Raw genomic sequence first — 15,886 nt, 5'->3', positions numbered from 1 at the left:
CCCCCCGCCGGTCGCTCCGGCAGCCGGCGGCCCCGGCCAGCCGGCGGTCGCCCGTGCCGCCGCCCCGGTGATCCGACCCGACGAGGCCGGCCGCGCGACGCCGCCCCAACGGCAGCCCGGACGGCCGGACGCCGCCGGGACGGCCACCGCCGGGCCGCGGTCCCGTCCCGACCAGCCGGCGGCCCCGGCACGCGCAGCGGCCGCCGTGCCGCCGGAAGCCCGAGCGGCGGAACCGGCGGACGTGCCGCCGGTGCGCCCGGCCGCGGAGGAGGAGCCGTCGACCGGGGACACCGCCGGTGGGCTCAGCGGTGCCCGCTCCGAGCTGCGTCGCCGGATACGGGAGCGGCGGCGGCTGCGGCTCGGCATCCTGGTCCTGGTCAGTGTGGTGCTGCTCGGCGCGCTGCCGCTCTACTTCGGCATTCGTACCCTCAGTCGGGATCCGGTCTTCGACACCCTCGACGAGCTGGACGTGCCGGGCTGGGCGGCGGTCCAGACGGTGGACAACGTCAGCGGCAACCGCTGGTGCCTGCAGGACTGCCGGCTGCGGGAGCGCACCGTGCAGTCGGAGCGCTCGCCCGAGGAGACCGCCCGAGCCTACGAGGCGGCATTGGGCCGGGAAGGCTGGCAGCGGTGGCAGGTCGACCTCTGCCCGCAGCAGCCCGACAAGGGCAGCTACACCTGCTGGCGGCAGGACGAACTCACCCTCGACCTGTGGGTGCGTGCGCCCTCCTGCCTGCCGCCACCGGTCGACGGCGCCCCGGCGGTACCGCCGTCGCCGCTGGCGTCCGCGCCGGCCGCACCCGCGCCGGCGGGATGTGCCGGATCGTTGGTGTCGATGAAGGTCCGTAACGCCATCGACGACGATCGGACCCGACCGCAACCCAGCACCGACCCGTCCCTCACCGGGGAGGACCCGTTCCCCACGCTCACCGAAGACCCGCTCGGCGAGCCGACACCGACACCGACACCGTCACCGTCCTGAGCCCGTTTTCATCACGGACGGTAGGGTCTGGGGCTGGCGGGCCCGCCCGCGCGTCGACCGTGGCCGGTCGGCGTGTCCGTTGCGGGCAGGACGGTCGCGCGTTCCGGGCAGAGGCCCGGAACGCCTGCTTGAGGAGGACTTGCGCGTGGATGGTGGACAGGTGGCCGCGTTGATCGCGGCCGGCGCGTTCCTGATGCTGGTGCTCGTGGTAGCAGTGCCGATCCTGCGGCTGCGGCACACCGTGGACGCCGCCACCCGCATGATCAATGACCTCAACGACCAGACCGGCCCGCTGCTCGGCGAGGTGAACACCACCGTGAGGAACGTCAACACCGCCCTGGAGCAGGTGCAAACCTCGCTCGACGGGGTGAACCTCCAGCTCGCCAAGGTGGACACGATGACCAGCCACGCGCAGAACGTGACCGCGAACGTGGCGAACCTGGCCACCGTCGTCTCCGCCGCCGCGGCCAACCCGCTGGTCAAGGTCGCCGCGTTCGGCTACGGGGTGCGCCGGGCCGCAGCGGCCCGCCGGCACGCAGAGACCGAGCGTGAGGTGCGCGACACGATCAAGCAGCAGCGCCGTGCCGCCAAGCGCGGCCAGGGCTGAGCCGGCCCGGGGCGAGCGGGAGGATTGAGCACATGAGGCGACTGTTCTGGCTGGGCATCGGGCTGGCCGTGGGGGTGGTGGTGGTCCGCAAGGCGACCCGCACCGCACAGGCGTACACCCCGGCCGGCATCGCGAACGGGCTGTCGGAATCGGCTGGCGGCCTGGTCGAGTCGCTGCGTAGCTTCGTGACGGACGTCCGGGTGGCGATGGCCGAGCGCGAGCAGGAGATCCACGAGGCGTTCGCCCGCGGCGAGGCGTTCGACGACCAGTTCGCCGAGCTGCGGGACCCCCCGCGCATCGGTGAGCGAGACATCTTTCCGGAGGAGCACCAGCGATGAAGACGGCGGAGATCAAGCGGCGGTACCTCGCCCACTTCGAGGCCAACGGCCATGCCGTGGTGCCGTCCGCTCCGCTGCCTGCCATCAGCGACCCGAACCTGCTGTTCGTCAACGCCGGCATGGTGCAGTTCGTGCCCTACTTCCTGGGCCAGCAGACCCCGCCGTACACCCGCGCGGTCAGCGTCCAGAAGTGCATCCGCACGCCGGACATCGACGAGGTCGGCAAGACCAGCCGGCACGGCACGTTCTTCCAGATGAACGGCAACTTCTCCTTCGGTGACTACTTCAAGGCCGGGGCGATCCCGCTGGCCTGGGAGTTGGTCACCAAGCCGGTCGACGCCGGCGGTTTCGGGCTGGACCCGGAGCGGGTCTGGCCGACGGTCTACCTGGACGACGACGAGGCGTTCGACATCTGGCGGTCGGTGGGGGTGCCGGCCGAGCGGATCGTCCGCCGGGGCAAGAAGGACAACTTCTGGTCGATGGGCATCCCCGGCCCGGCCGGGCCCTGCTCCGAGCTGTTCTACGACCGGGGCCCGTCCTACGGTCGCGAGGGCGGCCCGGAGGTCGACGAGGACCGGTACATGGAGTTCTGGAACCTCGTCTTCATGCAGTACGAGATCGCCGACGTGCGGAGCAAGGAGCAGTTCCGGATCGTCGGTGACCTGCCGGCGAAGAACATCGACACCGGGATGGGCCTGGAGCGGATGGCGTCCATCCTCCAGGGCGTCGACAACCTGTACGAGATCGACGAGGTCCGGCCGATCCTGGACCGGGCGGCGGAGCTGACCGGCAAGCGGTACGGCGCCCACTCCGGTCAGGTGGCCAGCGAGTCGCACCCGGACGACGTCCGGCTGCGGGTGGTCGCCGACCACGTCCGCACCGCGCTGATGCTGATCGGCGACGGGGTGACCCCGTCCAACGAGGGGCGCGGCTACGTGCTGCGTCGGATCATGCGCCGGGCGATCCGGGCGGTGCGGCTGCTGGGCTGGCAGGACCGGGCGTTGCCGGAACTGCTGCCGGTGGCGCGGGACTGTATGTCCCCGTCGTACCCGGAGCTGGCCGAGGAGTTCGACCGGATCTCGCAGTACGCGTACGCGGAGGAGGACGCCTTCCTGGCGACGCTGCGCGCCGGGACGACGATCCTGGACACCGCGATCGCCGAGACGAAATCGGCCGGGAAGCCGGCGCTCTCCGGTGACAAGGCGTTCCAACTGCACGACACCTACGGTTTCCCGATCGACCTGACCCTGGAGATCGCGGCCGAGCAGGGGCTCACCGTCGACTCCGAGGGCTTCCGCCGGTTGATGGCCGACCAGCGTAACCGGGCGAAGGCCGACGCGCGGGCCCGCAAGACCGGGCACACGGACGTGTCGGCGTACCGTTCGGTGCTGGACGCCGGCGGTGCGGTCGAGTTCACCGGCTACACCGAGCTGAACCGGGAGTCCCGGGTCCGGGCGCTGCTCTCCGGCGGGGCCCAGGTCGCCGCGGCGGTCGAGGGCGACACCGTCGAGCTGGTCCTGGACACCACCCCGTTCTACGCCGAGGGCGGTGGCCAGCAGCCCGACCAGGGCCTGATCACGGTGGGCGGCGGCCAGGTCGAGGTCTTCGACGTGCAGCAGCCGGTGCCGGGCCTGGTCGTGCACCGGGCCAAGGTGCTGCGCGGCGAGGTGCGCGCCGGTGAGACCGGGTACGCCGAGATCGACGTGAGCCGGCGGCGGGCGATCTCCCGCTCGCACACCGCCACCCACCTGGTGCACCAGACGATGCGTAACTTCCTCGGCGAGTCGGCGACCCAGGCGGGTTCGCTGAACGCGCCGGGCCGGCTGCGGTTCGACTTCAACACCCCGACCGGTGTGGCGCCGAGCGTGCTGCGCGACGTGGAGCAGCAGGTCAACGAGGTGCTCCTGGCGGACCTGGAGGTGCACGCCTTCGTCACCACCCAGGAGGAGGCCCGCCGGATCGGCGCGATGGCGCTCTTCGGCGAGAAGTACGGCGAGCGGGTCCGGGTCGTCGAGGTCGGCGACTACGCCCGGGAGCTGTGCGGCGGCACGCACGTTGCCCGCTCGGCGCAGCTCGGTCTGGTCAAGATCCTCTCCGAGTCGTCGGTGGGTTCCGGGGTCCGGCGCATCGAGGCGCTGGTCGGCATGGACGCCTTCGGTTTCCTGGCCCGCGAGCACCTGCTGGTCTCCCGGCTGGCGGAGCTGTTCCGGGTGCCGGGCGATCAGGTCGCCGACCGGGTCGAGCAGACCGTGACCCAGCTGCGCGACGCCGAGAAGGAGCTGGAGAAGCTCCGTGCCCAGCTGGTGCTGGGTGGGGCGGCGGCGCTGGCGGGGCAGGCCAAGGACGTGCGTGGTGTGGCGTACGTGGGCACCGAGGCGCCGGAGGGGGCGGCCGGTAACGACGTGCGTACCCTCGCCCAGGAGATCCGCGGCAAGATCGACCCGGCGCGGCCGGCGGTGGTCGCGGTGGCCGCCCGGGCCAACGGGAAGTCCTCCCTGGTGGTGGCGGTGAACGCGGTGGCCCGCAGTCGTGGCTTGGCCGCGAACGACCTGGTCAAGGCGGCGTTCTCCGGCCGTGGCGGGGGCAGTCCGGACGTCGCCCAGGGCGGCGGCCTGCCGGCGGCCGAGGCGCCGAGGCTGCTGCTCACCGTCGAGAAGTCGATCGCCGAGGCGTGATGTCGTCGGCTGGGAGCCAGGGCGGGCCGACCGGGTCCGCCCTGGCTCGTCGTATCGCGGGGGTGTCCGGTCGTGGGTGAGCTGTTCCGGGGTGTCCGGCTCGGCGTGGACGTGGGGCAGGTCCGGGTGGGGGTGTCCCGGTCCGATCCGCACGGCATCCTGGCCACGCCGCTGGTCACCCTGGCCCGTGACCTGACGGCGGAACCGGACGTCGTGCCGAGTGACCTGGCCGAACTGGCACACCTGGTGACCGAGCACGAGGCGGTCGAGGTCGTCGTCGGCCTCCCGATCAACCTCGCCGGCCGGCACGGACCGGCCGCCCAGCACGTGACGGCCTATGCGAACCGTTTGGCCGAGGTGGTGGCACCGGTTCCGGTGACGCTCACCGACGAGAGGATGTCCACGGTCGTCGCATCTCGTAGGCTGTCGGAGCGGGGCGTCCGGGGAAAGCGCCAACGCGCGGTGGTCGACCAGGCCGCCGCGGTCGAGATCCTGCAGAGCTGGCTAGACGCGCAGCGGAGGCGGACGGAATGATCGACGATCTGGACCTCGGGTTCGACGAGCAGGAGAGGGGGGAGAAGGGGCGGCACCGGCGCGGCTTCCGCAAGCGCAACGGCAAGTCGGGTGGCGCGGGTAAGACGGTCTTCGCCCTGGTCATGGCGCTGGTGCTGCTGGGCGGCATCGGCGGTGGCGCTTTCTACGGCTTTGACCGGATCCAGAACTACTTCGTCACCCCCGACTACGACGGCACGGGGAAGGGCGAGGCCACCGTCGAGGTGAAGCAGGGCGCCCTGATCGCCGACATCGGTGACGCGCTCGTCGCCGCGGACGTGGTGAAGAGCACCAAGGCCTTCATCGAGGCGGCCGAGGAGAACTCCCGGGCCAAGAACATCCAGCCCGGGCTCTACAAGGTGCGTAAGCAGATGAGCGCGGAGAGTGCGCTCGCCATGCTGCTGGACCGGAAAAACAAGATCACCAATCAGGTGACGATTCCCGAGGGCCGCACCGCCAAGGACACCTACAAGCTGCTCTCCGACAAGACTAAGATCCCGGTCAAGGAGTTCGAGGCCGCCGCGAAGGACCCGGAGGCACTTGGCGTTCCGGACTGGTGGTTCGTCCGCAAGGACGGCAAGAAGGTCACCAAGTCGATCGAGGGTTTCCTCTACCCGGACACCTACGAGATCGCGCCGAACGCGACGGCCGAGACGATCCTCAGGACGATGATCGACCATTTCCTGACCGTCACCGGCGAGATGAAGTTCGCCGAGGAAGTGGAGAGCGGCCTGGGTGGGATCTCCCCGTACGAGGCGCTGATCGTGGCGTCGCTGGCCCAGGCGGAGGCCGGCACCAAGAAGGACCTCGGCAAGGTCGCCCGGGTGGCCTACAACCGGGTCTACAAGGGCACCTTCCCCTGCGGCTGTCTGGAGATGGACGTCACGGTCAACTACTACTACCAGTTGATCGGCAAGAAGACGCTCAGCTCCAAGGAGATGGGGCCTGCGGAGATGGACAATCCGAAGAACCCGTACAACCGCAAGCTGCGCGGCATGCTGCCCACCCCGATCAACAACCCGGGCAAGGACGCGCTGACGGGGGCGGCGAACCCGCCCAAGGGCAACTGGCTCTTCTTCGTGGCGGTGGACCGGCAGGGCAACTCCGCGTTCGCGGAGACGTACGAGGAGCAGAGGCGCAACGAGGAGAAGGCCCGCAAGGCCGGCATCATCTGACGGGTTACGCTTCCGCCGGCCGAATCGTGAGCCGGGAAGCGGGGGAGTGACGTGACGGCGGTGCACAGGGCGGCGGTGGTCGGCAAGCCGATCGCGCACTCCCTCTCCCCGGTGATCCACAACGCCGGTTACGTCGCCGCCGGGCTCACCGGCTGGTCGTACACCCGGATCGAGTGCGCGGCCGACGAGCTGCCGGCCCTGGTCGCCGGCCTGGGCCCGGAGTGGGCCGGGCTGTCGGTGACCATGCCGGGCAAGGAGGCGGCGCTCGCGGTCGCCGACCTGGCGTCGCCGGTCGCCGCCGCCGTCGGTGCCGCCAACACCCTGGTACGCCGACCCGACCGCTCCTGGTACGCCGACAACACCGACGTGTCCGGCATGGTGGAGGTGCTCACCTCGGCCGGGGTGAGCGCCGGCGGCACGGTGACCGTGCTCGGCGCGGGCGGCACCGCGCGGGCGGCGCTCGCCGCGGCGGCCCGGCTCGGCGCCGCTGGGGTGACCGTGGTGGCCCGGCGGGCTGCGGCGGTCGACGAGCTGCGGCCGGTGGCCGACGCGCTCGGGGTGTCCCTGACCGGCGCCGGCTGGGACACGGCGGCGACCCACGCCACCGCCGACGTGGTGGTCTCCACCGTCCCGAAGGGTGTCGCCGATCCGCTCGCCCACCAGGTTCGGTGGCGTGCGGGCACCGTGCTCTTCGATGCCCTCTACGACCCGTGGCCGACTCCGCTGGCCGCCGCGGCGTCCGCCGCCGGTTGCCGGGTGGTCTCCGGGCTCGATCTGCTGCTGGCCCAGGCGGTCGGCCAGTTCGAGCAGTTCACCGGCATCGCCGCGCCCCGCGCGGCGATGGCCGGCGCGCTCGCCGCGCACCGCGCGCGCTGAACCCGGTGGCATCCATTCGGGCGACGGACGCCGGGGCGGCCCCCTCGCTACGCTGGCTGCTGCCGATGACCGTCACCGACTTCGGGGAGTGTCCCGTGAGCAGGCCCGGACTCCACCGCGCGGTCGCCCGGCTCGGTGCCCGCCGCCGGGCCGCCGCCCTGGGGATGCTGAGCGTCGGCGTGGTCGCCGCCGTGGCGGCCACGATGATGCCGCTGGGCGCGGCCGAGGTGCCGCCGGCGGTGCTCACCGCCGTCGCCGACACCACCGTCAGCCAGGTACCGCAGGACGGCGACAACGGGGTGAAGACGACGCTCGCCAGCTGCCCCGAACTCTGCGACGGCAACCGCACCGGCCGTCGCGACGCCCTGGTCGGGTTCGTGGTCCGTGGGGTACCCGCCGACGCGGTGCGCATCCGTGCCACCCTGCGGATGTACACCTGGCAGCCGGCCGCCGCCCGGATCCGGGTCCACCCGGTGCGGGGCAGCGCCGACGGGCCCGGCGGCTGGGAACGGCGGCCCGTGCTCGGCGCCGCGGTGGCCGGGCGGGAACAGGTCACCGCCGGCTTCAACGAGTTCGACGTCTCCGCCGCGGTCACCGGCAACGGCCCGGTCTCCTTCGCCCTGGTCCAGGAGAACCGGCACAGCCGCATCTACTGGGCCTCCCGGGAGAACGGCACCGCCGCCGTCCGGCCGCAGCTGGTGCTGGCCTACCAGCGAGGGCCGGGAGGGCCCGCGACCGGTGGCCCCGCGCGGTCCGGGGCGTCGGCGACGTTCGGTGCCCGGCCCGCGCCGCTGGCCCGCCCGACCGCGCCCCGCGTGCCGTCGCCGGGACCGGTCGCCCCGCCGACCACCAGCCCACCGACCACCAGCCCACCGACCACCAGCCCACCGACTGCCAACTCGCCGGTTGCCCCCGCGCCGGTCCCCGGCAGCGAGGTGCCGGGCTGGCGGCTGGTCTGGTCCGACGAGTTCGACGGCCCGACGCTGGACCGGTCGAAGTGGAACCTGCGCGACAACGAGGGCCGCGACATCGACCGTGGCTGCAACGTCGACGAGCCGGACAACACCTTCGTCTCCGGTGGGGTGCTCACCCTGCGCGCCCAGCGGGAGACCGTGACCTGCGGCTCGCAGACCCGGGAGTACACCCAGAGCTACCTGGACACCATCGGCCGGCACTCGTTCCGCTACGGCCGCTTCGAGGTGCGGGCGCAGTCGCCCAACAGGCCGGTCGGCTCGCGAGGGCTGTGGCCGGCGTTCTGGCTGCGCCCCGAGGACGGCGGCCGGGGCGAGATCGACGTGGTCGAGCTGCCCGGCGGCAGCGACTGGTACCAGGCCGCCACCCTGGCCATCTTCTACGACTACAGCCCGGTCAAGCAGGACGTCCGGTACGCCTTCCCGGTCGGGTACCCGGGGGACGGCTTCCACACGTACACCACCGAGTGGGAGCCGGACGCGATCCGCTGGTACGTCGACGGCCGGCTGGTCTGGCAGCGGGACCGCGCCACGACGCCGTGGTTCGACGAGGTCTTCCACAAGCCGTACAACCTGCGGTTGAACGTCCAGGTGGGCGGTTGGCTCGGCAACCCCGACCCCGCGACCCGCTTCCCGGCCGACTTCCGGGTGGACTACGTACGGGTCTGGCAGCGCTGACGGCACCGTGGCGGTGGCCTGACCGCGGTCGGCCGCCGGGCCGGCGGGCGTCCGCACGGCCTATCGTGTCGGCCAGCGTGTGCCCACGGGCGGAAGGCAGGGCGGCATGACGGTGCACCGGGCGGCGGATCCACGGGACCGGTCGGACGGCATCGGCTGGGTGAGCCGGGCCATCTTCGGCGACCCCCGGCTGTGGCTGGACGTGGCCGCCACGGCGTCCACGCCACCGGCCGGTCACCGGGTCGCCGCCCGGTACGCCGTGGTGCCCTCGGTGGCCCGGGCGAAGTTCCTGCTGCCGCTGGCCTCCCGCCGGGTCGGGGCCGCCTCGACCCTGGCGTACAACGCGCTGCGACCGACCCGGGTGCGGGCCAACCGGCTCGCGGTCGGGGTGCTGGCCGGTCTGGGCGCGACCGGGCTGGCCCGGATGCCGGTGCTGACCGTCGCCGTGCCCGACCGGGTCGACCCGACGGAGCTGCTGCTCACCGAGGCGCTGAGCGGCACCGCCGGGTGCCGGCTGCACGCGGCGATTGGGATCCGGCCGCCCGACCCGCACCACAAACCGACCCTGCAGCTCTTCGACGACCGGGGAGCCCCCCGGGGGTACGCGAAGATCGGTTGGAACGACGCCACGCGGGCGATGGTCGTGGCGGAGGCCGCCGCGCTGCGCGCGCTGCCCCGCGACGGCGGCGACTTCCCCGACGTGCCGCGACTGGAGCGGGAGCTGCGCTGGCGCGACCTGGCGGTGACCCTGGTCGCGCCGATGCCGCGCCGGGTGCGCCGGCTGCCTCACCCGTACCGGCCGATGCTGGCCGCGATGCTGGCCGTCGCGCGTCGGGGAGGTCCGCCGGCCGCGCCCCGGCTGCTGGCCGGTTCGCCCTTTATGGCCGACCTGGTCGCCCGCGCCGAGCGGGCCGGTGGGCCGGTCCGCGCCGCCGTGGCGGCGCTGGCCGCGCGGGACGGCACGGTGGGACTGGAGTTCGGTGACTGGCACGGCGACTGGGTGCCGTGGAACCTGGGTGTCCACCGTGGTCGGCTGATGGTCTGGGACTGGGAGAACAGCGGACCGCACCGTCCGGTCGGCTTCGATCTCGCCCATCAGGGTTTCCAGAGTGCCCTGTCGTTGGGAGACCGGCCGGTGCCGCAGGCGGCGGCGGAGATGGACGAGGTGCTCGCCCGGCACGGACAGGTGTGCGGCCTCGACGGGGTCCGCCGCCGGTTGGTCGGCGACGCCTACCTCGTCGAGCTGTGGCTGCGTACGGCGGAGCTGGCGGCCGGTGGGGGCGGCTGGAGCCGGCGGTTGCATCCCGCGCTGCTGGAGCTGCTCGCCGAGCGGCTCGGGCCGGCGACCTGAATACCCGCAGGCCCGGTGACCGGCACGCAACTGTCCGTTCCCCGACCGAAGATGGCGGAAAAATCGCAGGTGAGGCACCCGCGCTACCGCTGAACCCGCGGGTTCCACTACTGTGGCACCGCCCGATCATCGCCGCTGGGGCGGCGTGGTCGACGTGGTTCCGGGTGGTATGGGGCGTCACCGGGCGATCGTGCGATCCGGGTGTGGGGCAGGTCCGGCCGGCGGCCGGCAGGCAGGGAGACCGATGACAGCGGCAGTACACGCCGGGCGAGGGGCCGCCCGGCGGACAGGTGTCGGCGGGTACGCCGACCTTCGGGGCGGCGGTGACCGCCGATGATTCTCATCTACGCGCTCGGGGCTCTGTCGGTGGTGCTGCCCCTCGTGCTGGTGCCGGCGCTGGCCCGTCGGGTGCCCGCGGTGCGGGCCGGCCGGGCGACACAGCGACTCCGGGTCGCTGTGGCCGGGCTCACCGACGCCTTCGGCCGGGTCGGGGCGGCGCTGGTGGTGCTGCTGGCCGGATGCGCCGCGGTGGTCGCCGTCTGCTGGCCGCTCGGTGAGGCGCTGGCCCGCCTCGAACCGCACGTCGACCACCCGGTCTTCGAGTACGTGCACGCCCGCCGGGTCGACACCTGGGCGGAGCTGAACTCCTTCTACACCGCCCTGGGTGACCGGTACCCGCTGAAGTGGGTCACCGCGGTCGCCGCGCTGGTCTTCGCCGTGCTGTGGCGGCACCGCCGGTGGTGGGTGCCGCTGCTGGTGATGCCGTTGCAGTTCGTCGTGGAGCAGTACGTCCAGGCGATCCTGGCGACCATGGTGGACCGCGGGCACCCCCCGACCGACCTGGGCACCTACCCGTCGGGCGGGTGCGCCCGGATCATGCTGACCTTCGGCACCATCGCGATGCTGGCCATGCTGACCTGGCGCATCCCGCGCGCCGGCCGGGTGGCCCTGATCACCGGGGTGGTGACCTTGGTCAGCGTGGAGGGCTACACCCGGATCTACGCCGAGAAGCACTGGCTGACCGACGTGATCGGCGGGTGGATCTTCGCCGTGCTGCTGTTCGCGGTGACGGCGCTGGCGCTGCTCGTCGCCGAGGGCCGGGTCCGGCCGCCGCTGTCGCGGGCCGTGCCGGGTCCCGACAGCGTCCTGGCCGGCACGTGAACCCCGGGTCGGTCGGCACGTCCCCCGCAGGAGCCGACCGGTCCCGCTCGACCACGGAAGTGGGCCCGACGTGACCACCCTTCTCGTCGCCTCCACCGGGGGACACCTGGCGGAGTTGCACGACCTCGTGCCGCGCCTCGGCGTGCAGGACGACTGCGTGTGGGTCACCTTCGACTCACCGCAGAGCCGGTCCCTGCTCGACGGTCAGGAGGTGATCCACGTTCCGCCGGCGAGCAGCCGGGACGTGGCGGGAGCGGTGCGCGACCTGGTCGCCGCCCGGCGGGTGCTGTGCGGCGGTCGGTTCCGCCGGGTGATCAGCACCGGTGCCAGCGTGGCCGCGTCGTTCTTCCTGCCGGCCGTCCGGCGCGGTCTGGCCTGCCACTACATCGAGAGCGCCACCCGCACCGAGGGGCCGTCGCTGACCGGTCGACTGGTCGCCGGGCTGCCCCGTACCCGCCTCTACACCCAGTACCCGGCCTGGGCGCGGGGCCGGTGGCGGTACGGCGGCTCCATCTTCGACGGCTACGCGCCCTTGCCGCGGCCGAAGCCACGGCCGGTGTCGCGGATCGTGGTGGCGCTCGGCACCCACGAGCGGTTCGGTTTCCCGCGGCTGCTGGCCCGCCTGGTCGACGTCCTGCCCCGGGAGGCGGAGATCCTCTGGCAGGTGGGTGCGACCGAGGTGCCCGGGATGCCGGCCGGCGCGCGCCGGCAGGTGCCGTACGCGGAGATGCAGCAGGCCATGCGGGAGGCGGACGTGGTGGTGACCCACGCCGGGGTCGGCTCCGCGCTGGCGGCGATACGGGCCGGGCACCGCGCGATCTACGTGCCCCGGCGCCGGGCGTACGGGGAACACGTCGACGACCACCAGGTCGAGATGGCCCGCGAGTTGGGCCGGCGCGGGCTGGTGCTGGCCCGGGAGGCCGACGCGGTCACCGCCGAGGACCTGGCGCAGGCGGCATCGTGGACGGTCGGCACGGTCGGGTCCGTCGTGCCGTTCCGGTGGGCGGCGTGACGTCCGCCGGTGCCCGCCGGCCGAGGTGGTGGGCGGGCCCGGATCGACCCGTACGGGCAAGCCGACAGTCGAGTGGACCGATTGGTTGATGGTGCGACAAATCCGGACGCAGCAAGCTATCCAGGATCTCACTTCATCATTGGGGGAATCAGTGTCTCTCCGAACGTCGTCCCGATCAGGTCGACGGTGGCTCGCCGCGCTCGCCGTGCCGGTGCTGCTCGCCGGTCTGCTCGCGGTGCCCGCCCAGGCCGGGCCGCCCACCCCGGTCGCCATGACCCTGACCAGCGCGAACCCGGTGGACAACACCCCGCACGCGAAGGACGGGGACGCCAAGGCCTTCGCCGAGATCGGCTCCACGGTCTACGTCGGTGGCGGCTTCACCTCGGTGAAGGCGGCGGGCGCCGCGAGCTGGACGACCCGCAACTACCTGTTCGCCTACGACAAGGGCACCGGGGCGCTGAAGACGGCCTTCGCTCCGCGACTCGACGGTGCGGTGCACGCCCTGGCGGTCAGCCCGGACGGCAAGCTGATCGTGGGCGGCGCGTTCAAGACGGTCAACGGCGTCGAGCGCAGGAACCTCGTGCAGCTCGACCCGAACACCGGCGCCACCATCACCTCCTGGGTGGGCCGCAGCGACGGCGGCCTGGTCCGGCGCACCGTCGTCTCCGGCGACAAGCTCTACATCGCCGGCGCGTTCACCTGGGTCAACGGCACCGCGCACTCGCTGCTGGCCCGGCTCGACGTGCGCACCGGCGCGATCGACCCGACCTTCCAGATCGATGCCAGCGTCGCCCGCACCAGCCAGCAGCTGGTCTGGGGCCTGGACGTCACCCCGGACGGCAACACCCTGGTCGCCGTCGGCAACTTCACCAAGGTCAACGGCCTCGACCGTAACCAGGTGGTGCTGGTCGAGGGGCTCAAGGGCACGCCGAAGGTCGCCGACTGGAGCACCCAGCGGTACGTGGCGCCCTGCACGATCAGCGGCTTCCCGTTCTACGCCCGGGACGTCGACTTCTCCGACGACGGCAGCTACTTCGTGATCGCCGCCGACGGTGGCCGGTCCGCCGGGGCGTACTGCGACACGATCGCCCGGTTCGAGACCGCCACCCGGGGGAGGGCCATCGACGGCACCTGGGTCAACGACACCGGCCACGACTCGGTGACCTCGATCGAGGCCGCCGACAACGTGGTCTACGTCGGTGGGCACTTCCGCTGGCTGAACAACGCCAACGGCGACGACTCCGCGGGCGCCGGCGCCATCAACCGGTACGGCCTGGGCGCGCTCGACCCGATCAACGGCATGCCGCTGGTGTGGAACCCGACCCGATCCGGCGCCCCGGCGGGCACCACCGCGTGGGGCCCGATCGTGTGGGAGCTGTGGCGCGGCAGCGCCGGCCTCTACGCCGGGTTCGACAGCGACGGTCTGGGCAACGAGTACCACGGTCGGATGGGCCTCTTCCCGCTCGCCGGCGGGCGGACCGTTCCGGCCACCAACGCGCCGGCGGCGGCCTCCGGCTACCTCTACCTCGGCACCGGCGACGGCAAGACGGCCAAGGTGCCGTTCAACGGCACCGCGCTCGGTACCCCGGCCACCAGCAGCCAGCCGAACCTCACGGCCGCCGGCGCGGCGTTCTCGATCGGCGACAGGCTCTACTGGTCCAGGACCAACGCCGCCGCCCCCCAGGGCAGCTACCTCCAGGTGTCGACGTTCACCGGCGGCACGGTGGGTGCCCCGTGGGTCAGCAGCGGCTTCAACGACTGGTACAAGCCGTCGACCATGAGCGGGGCGTTCTACCTCGACGGGCGGATGTACTACACCAAGGCCGGCACCAACAAGCTGTTCTACCGCTACCTGGAACCCGACGGCTCGATCATCGGCTGCACCGAGTTCACCCTGCCCAGCACCGGCACCGGCCTGAACTGGGCCAACGTGCGGGGCATGGCCTGGGTCAACGGCAAGCTCGTGTACGGCTTCACCGACGGCGCCCTGCGGGCGGTGCCGTTCGACGGCACCGCCGTCGACGGCGCCGCGGCGGTCGTGATCGCCACGTCGAGGACACCGATCGGCTCTTCCACCCGCAGCGCCCTGCTGCTGTCGCCCCGGGGTGCCCCGCCGCTGAAGTGGACGAGCCCGACGCTGTTCTTCGCCACTTCCTGACGGTTCGACGACAGCGCGGGCGGCCCGCCGGTGTTCCCGGGACACCGGCGGGCCGCCCGCGTCACAACGAGCCGGTCGGCTGTCGACCACGGGTGGCCGGTCGGCGACAATGAGACGACCCTCCGCTCCGCGCGGTCGTCACCTGGCCCGTTTCGGCCGCCTCATACTCATCGTGCAAGGACCTGACTGATGGACGTGACCGACGTCGCTTCCGCCCGGCAACGCCCGGTCGGCCTCGTCGAGCTGGCCCGCACACCGCTGCGCCGGTGGCGGGCCGTGCTCGCCTCCGCGGCGCTGGCGCTGCTGGGCGTGCTCGGCTACCTGTTCGTGTTGCCCGCGACGTACACGGCGACCACGGCCGTGGTAGTCCGGCCGGTGGTCACCGACCCGTTCTCGGTGCAGTCCGTCGCCGCCGACCGGGCGGTCAACATGACGGCCGAGAGCGGCATCGCCACCAGCAACGACGTCATCGACCGGGTCGCCGCCATCACCAACCGGGAATCCGAGGACGTGGCCGACGCCCTGGAGGTCGAGACGCCGGTCGGCGGTCAGGTGATGCGCTTCAGCTACGCCGGTCGCAGCGAGCGGGAGGCGGTCGAGGGCGCGAACGGCGCCGCCCAGGCATACCTGGAGCTGCGCAAGGTCATGTACGAGAACCAACGCGCGGCGGTGCTCAAGTCGTACGACGACACCATCGCCGTGGTCACCGCCCAGCGCGCCACCACCCAGCGGTCGCTGCCGAGCAGCCAGGTGTCGAGCAACCCCTCGCCGCGCACCAGCGCCCTGCTGGACCAGCTGCGAGCCCTCAACGACCAGCTCGCCACCCTCGCCGAGCAGCGGTCCAAGGTGGCCTCCGCCGACCTGAGCCCCGGTTCGGTGACCAGCGCCGCCCGCACCCCGGTCCCGTCCAGCCGGGACGCCGCGCCGCTGATCCTGCTGGCGGGCCTGCTCGGTGGCCTGCTGCTGGGCGGGCTGGTGGCCTTCCTGCTGGAGTCGTGGGACCGTCGGGTGCGTACCCCCGCCGACGCCGCCGCGGTGATCGGCGCTCCGCTGCTCGGCACGGTCCGGCGCAAATCCAACGGCCAGCCCGACGAGGCCGACCTGCGGTACCTCGCGCTCGCCCTGGCCCGCTGGCTGGACGGGCCGCAGCGTACCCCGCTGGTGGTGCTCTCGTCCGCGGCCGACGAGGGGCGGGAGCAGATCACCGCCGGCCTCGCCGCCGTGCTCGCCGCCGCCGGCCACGAGGTGCGCCTCGGCCTCACCCCGGAAGCCGTGGACCGGATCCGTCCGCTGATGCTCGACGCCCAACGCCGCAACCCGCCGGTGGAGCTGCCCCGCACCCCGGTGCCC

General features: G+C 72.8%; 13 protein-coding genes. All 13 read left to right on the top strand.

The features are described from left to right. Positions 1-250: 250 nt before the first annotated feature. Positions 251-982 carry a hypothetical protein gene (locus E1166_RS23355; RefSeq protein WP_132342036.1) on the top strand — a complete coding sequence of 244 codons (732 nt, stop codon included), beginning with the start codon at positions 251-253 and terminating at the stop codon, positions 980-982. Positions 983-1,127: 145 nt separating this feature from the next. After that, positions 1,128-1,589, top strand: coding sequence for a DUF948 domain-containing protein (locus E1166_RS23350; protein WP_132342032.1), 462 nt, complete (start codon positions 1,128-1,130; stop codon positions 1,587-1,589). 32 nt (positions 1,590-1,621) lie between these two features. Then, positions 1,622-1,927, top strand: coding sequence for a hypothetical protein (locus E1166_RS23345; protein ID WP_132342030.1), 306 nt, complete (start codon positions 1,622-1,624; stop codon positions 1,925-1,927). Further along, on the top strand, positions 1,924-4,602 hold the full coding sequence (alaS, locus tag E1166_RS23340) for an alanine--tRNA ligase (protein ID WP_132342028.1): 2,679 nt from the start codon (positions 1,924-1,926) through the stop codon (positions 4,600-4,602). Before E1166_RS23345 ends, alaS begins: the two co-directional genes overlap by 4 nt. Positions 4,603-4,674: 72 nt before the next feature. Beyond that, positions 4,675-5,136 (top strand): Holliday junction resolvase RuvX, encoded by a 462-nt coding sequence (gene ruvX / locus E1166_RS23335; RefSeq protein ID WP_132342026.1) that lies wholly within the window; start codon positions 4,675-4,677, stop codon positions 5,134-5,136. Continuing rightward, positions 5,133-6,329 carry an endolytic transglycosylase MltG gene (mltG, locus tag E1166_RS23330; protein ID WP_132342024.1) on the top strand — a complete coding sequence of 399 codons (1,197 nt, stop codon included), beginning with the start codon at positions 5,133-5,135 and terminating at the stop codon, positions 6,327-6,329. The genes ruvX and mltG overlap by 4 nt, the downstream gene beginning before the upstream one ends. A gap of 51 nt (positions 6,330-6,380) precedes the next feature. Further along, complete coding sequence (locus tag E1166_RS23325) at positions 6,381-7,205, top strand: shikimate dehydrogenase (RefSeq protein ID WP_132342022.1); 825 nt, start codon at positions 6,381-6,383, stop codon at positions 7,203-7,205. Between the two features lie 95 nt (positions 7,206-7,300). Continuing rightward, positions 7,301-8,854, top strand: coding sequence for a glycoside hydrolase family 16 protein (locus tag E1166_RS23320; protein WP_132342020.1), 1,554 nt, complete (start codon positions 7,301-7,303; stop codon positions 8,852-8,854). A 106-nt stretch (positions 8,855-8,960) separates the two neighbouring features. Beyond that, a complete protein-coding gene (locus tag E1166_RS23315; RefSeq protein WP_132342018.1) occupies positions 8,961-10,205 on the top strand; it encodes a hypothetical protein in 1,245 nt (414 codons plus the stop codon). Positions 10,206-10,538: 333 nt separating this feature from the next. Continuing rightward, the gene (locus tag E1166_RS31610; RefSeq protein WP_207914448.1) at positions 10,539-11,366 is read left to right on the top strand and encodes a phosphatase PAP2 family protein; all 828 of its coding nucleotides are present in this window, start codon (positions 10,539-10,541) and stop codon (positions 11,364-11,366) included. A gap of 70 nt (positions 11,367-11,436) precedes the next feature. Then, positions 11,437-12,378 carry a glycosyltransferase gene (locus E1166_RS23305; RefSeq protein WP_132342016.1) on the top strand — a complete coding sequence of 314 codons (942 nt, stop codon included), beginning with the start codon at positions 11,437-11,439 and terminating at the stop codon, positions 12,376-12,378. Positions 12,379-12,529: 151 nt separating this feature from the next. Then, a complete protein-coding gene (locus E1166_RS23300) occupies positions 12,530-14,536 on the top strand; it encodes a delta-60 repeat domain-containing protein (RefSeq protein ID WP_243710487.1) in 2,007 nt (668 codons plus the stop codon). 189 nt (positions 14,537-14,725) lie between these two features. Then, positions 14,726-15,886 (top strand): Wzz/FepE/Etk N-terminal domain-containing protein (locus E1166_RS23295; protein ID WP_132342013.1); only part of this gene is annotated, 1,161 nt, incomplete at its 3' end.

The sequence above is a fragment of the Micromonospora sp. KC213 genome (assembly GCF_004348325.1).
Classification (GTDB): Bacteria; Actinomycetota; Actinomycetes; order Mycobacteriales; family Micromonosporaceae; genus Micromonospora.
Note: the sequence above shows the minus strand (reverse complement) of the source record. Positions and strands in the feature narration are given on the sequence as shown.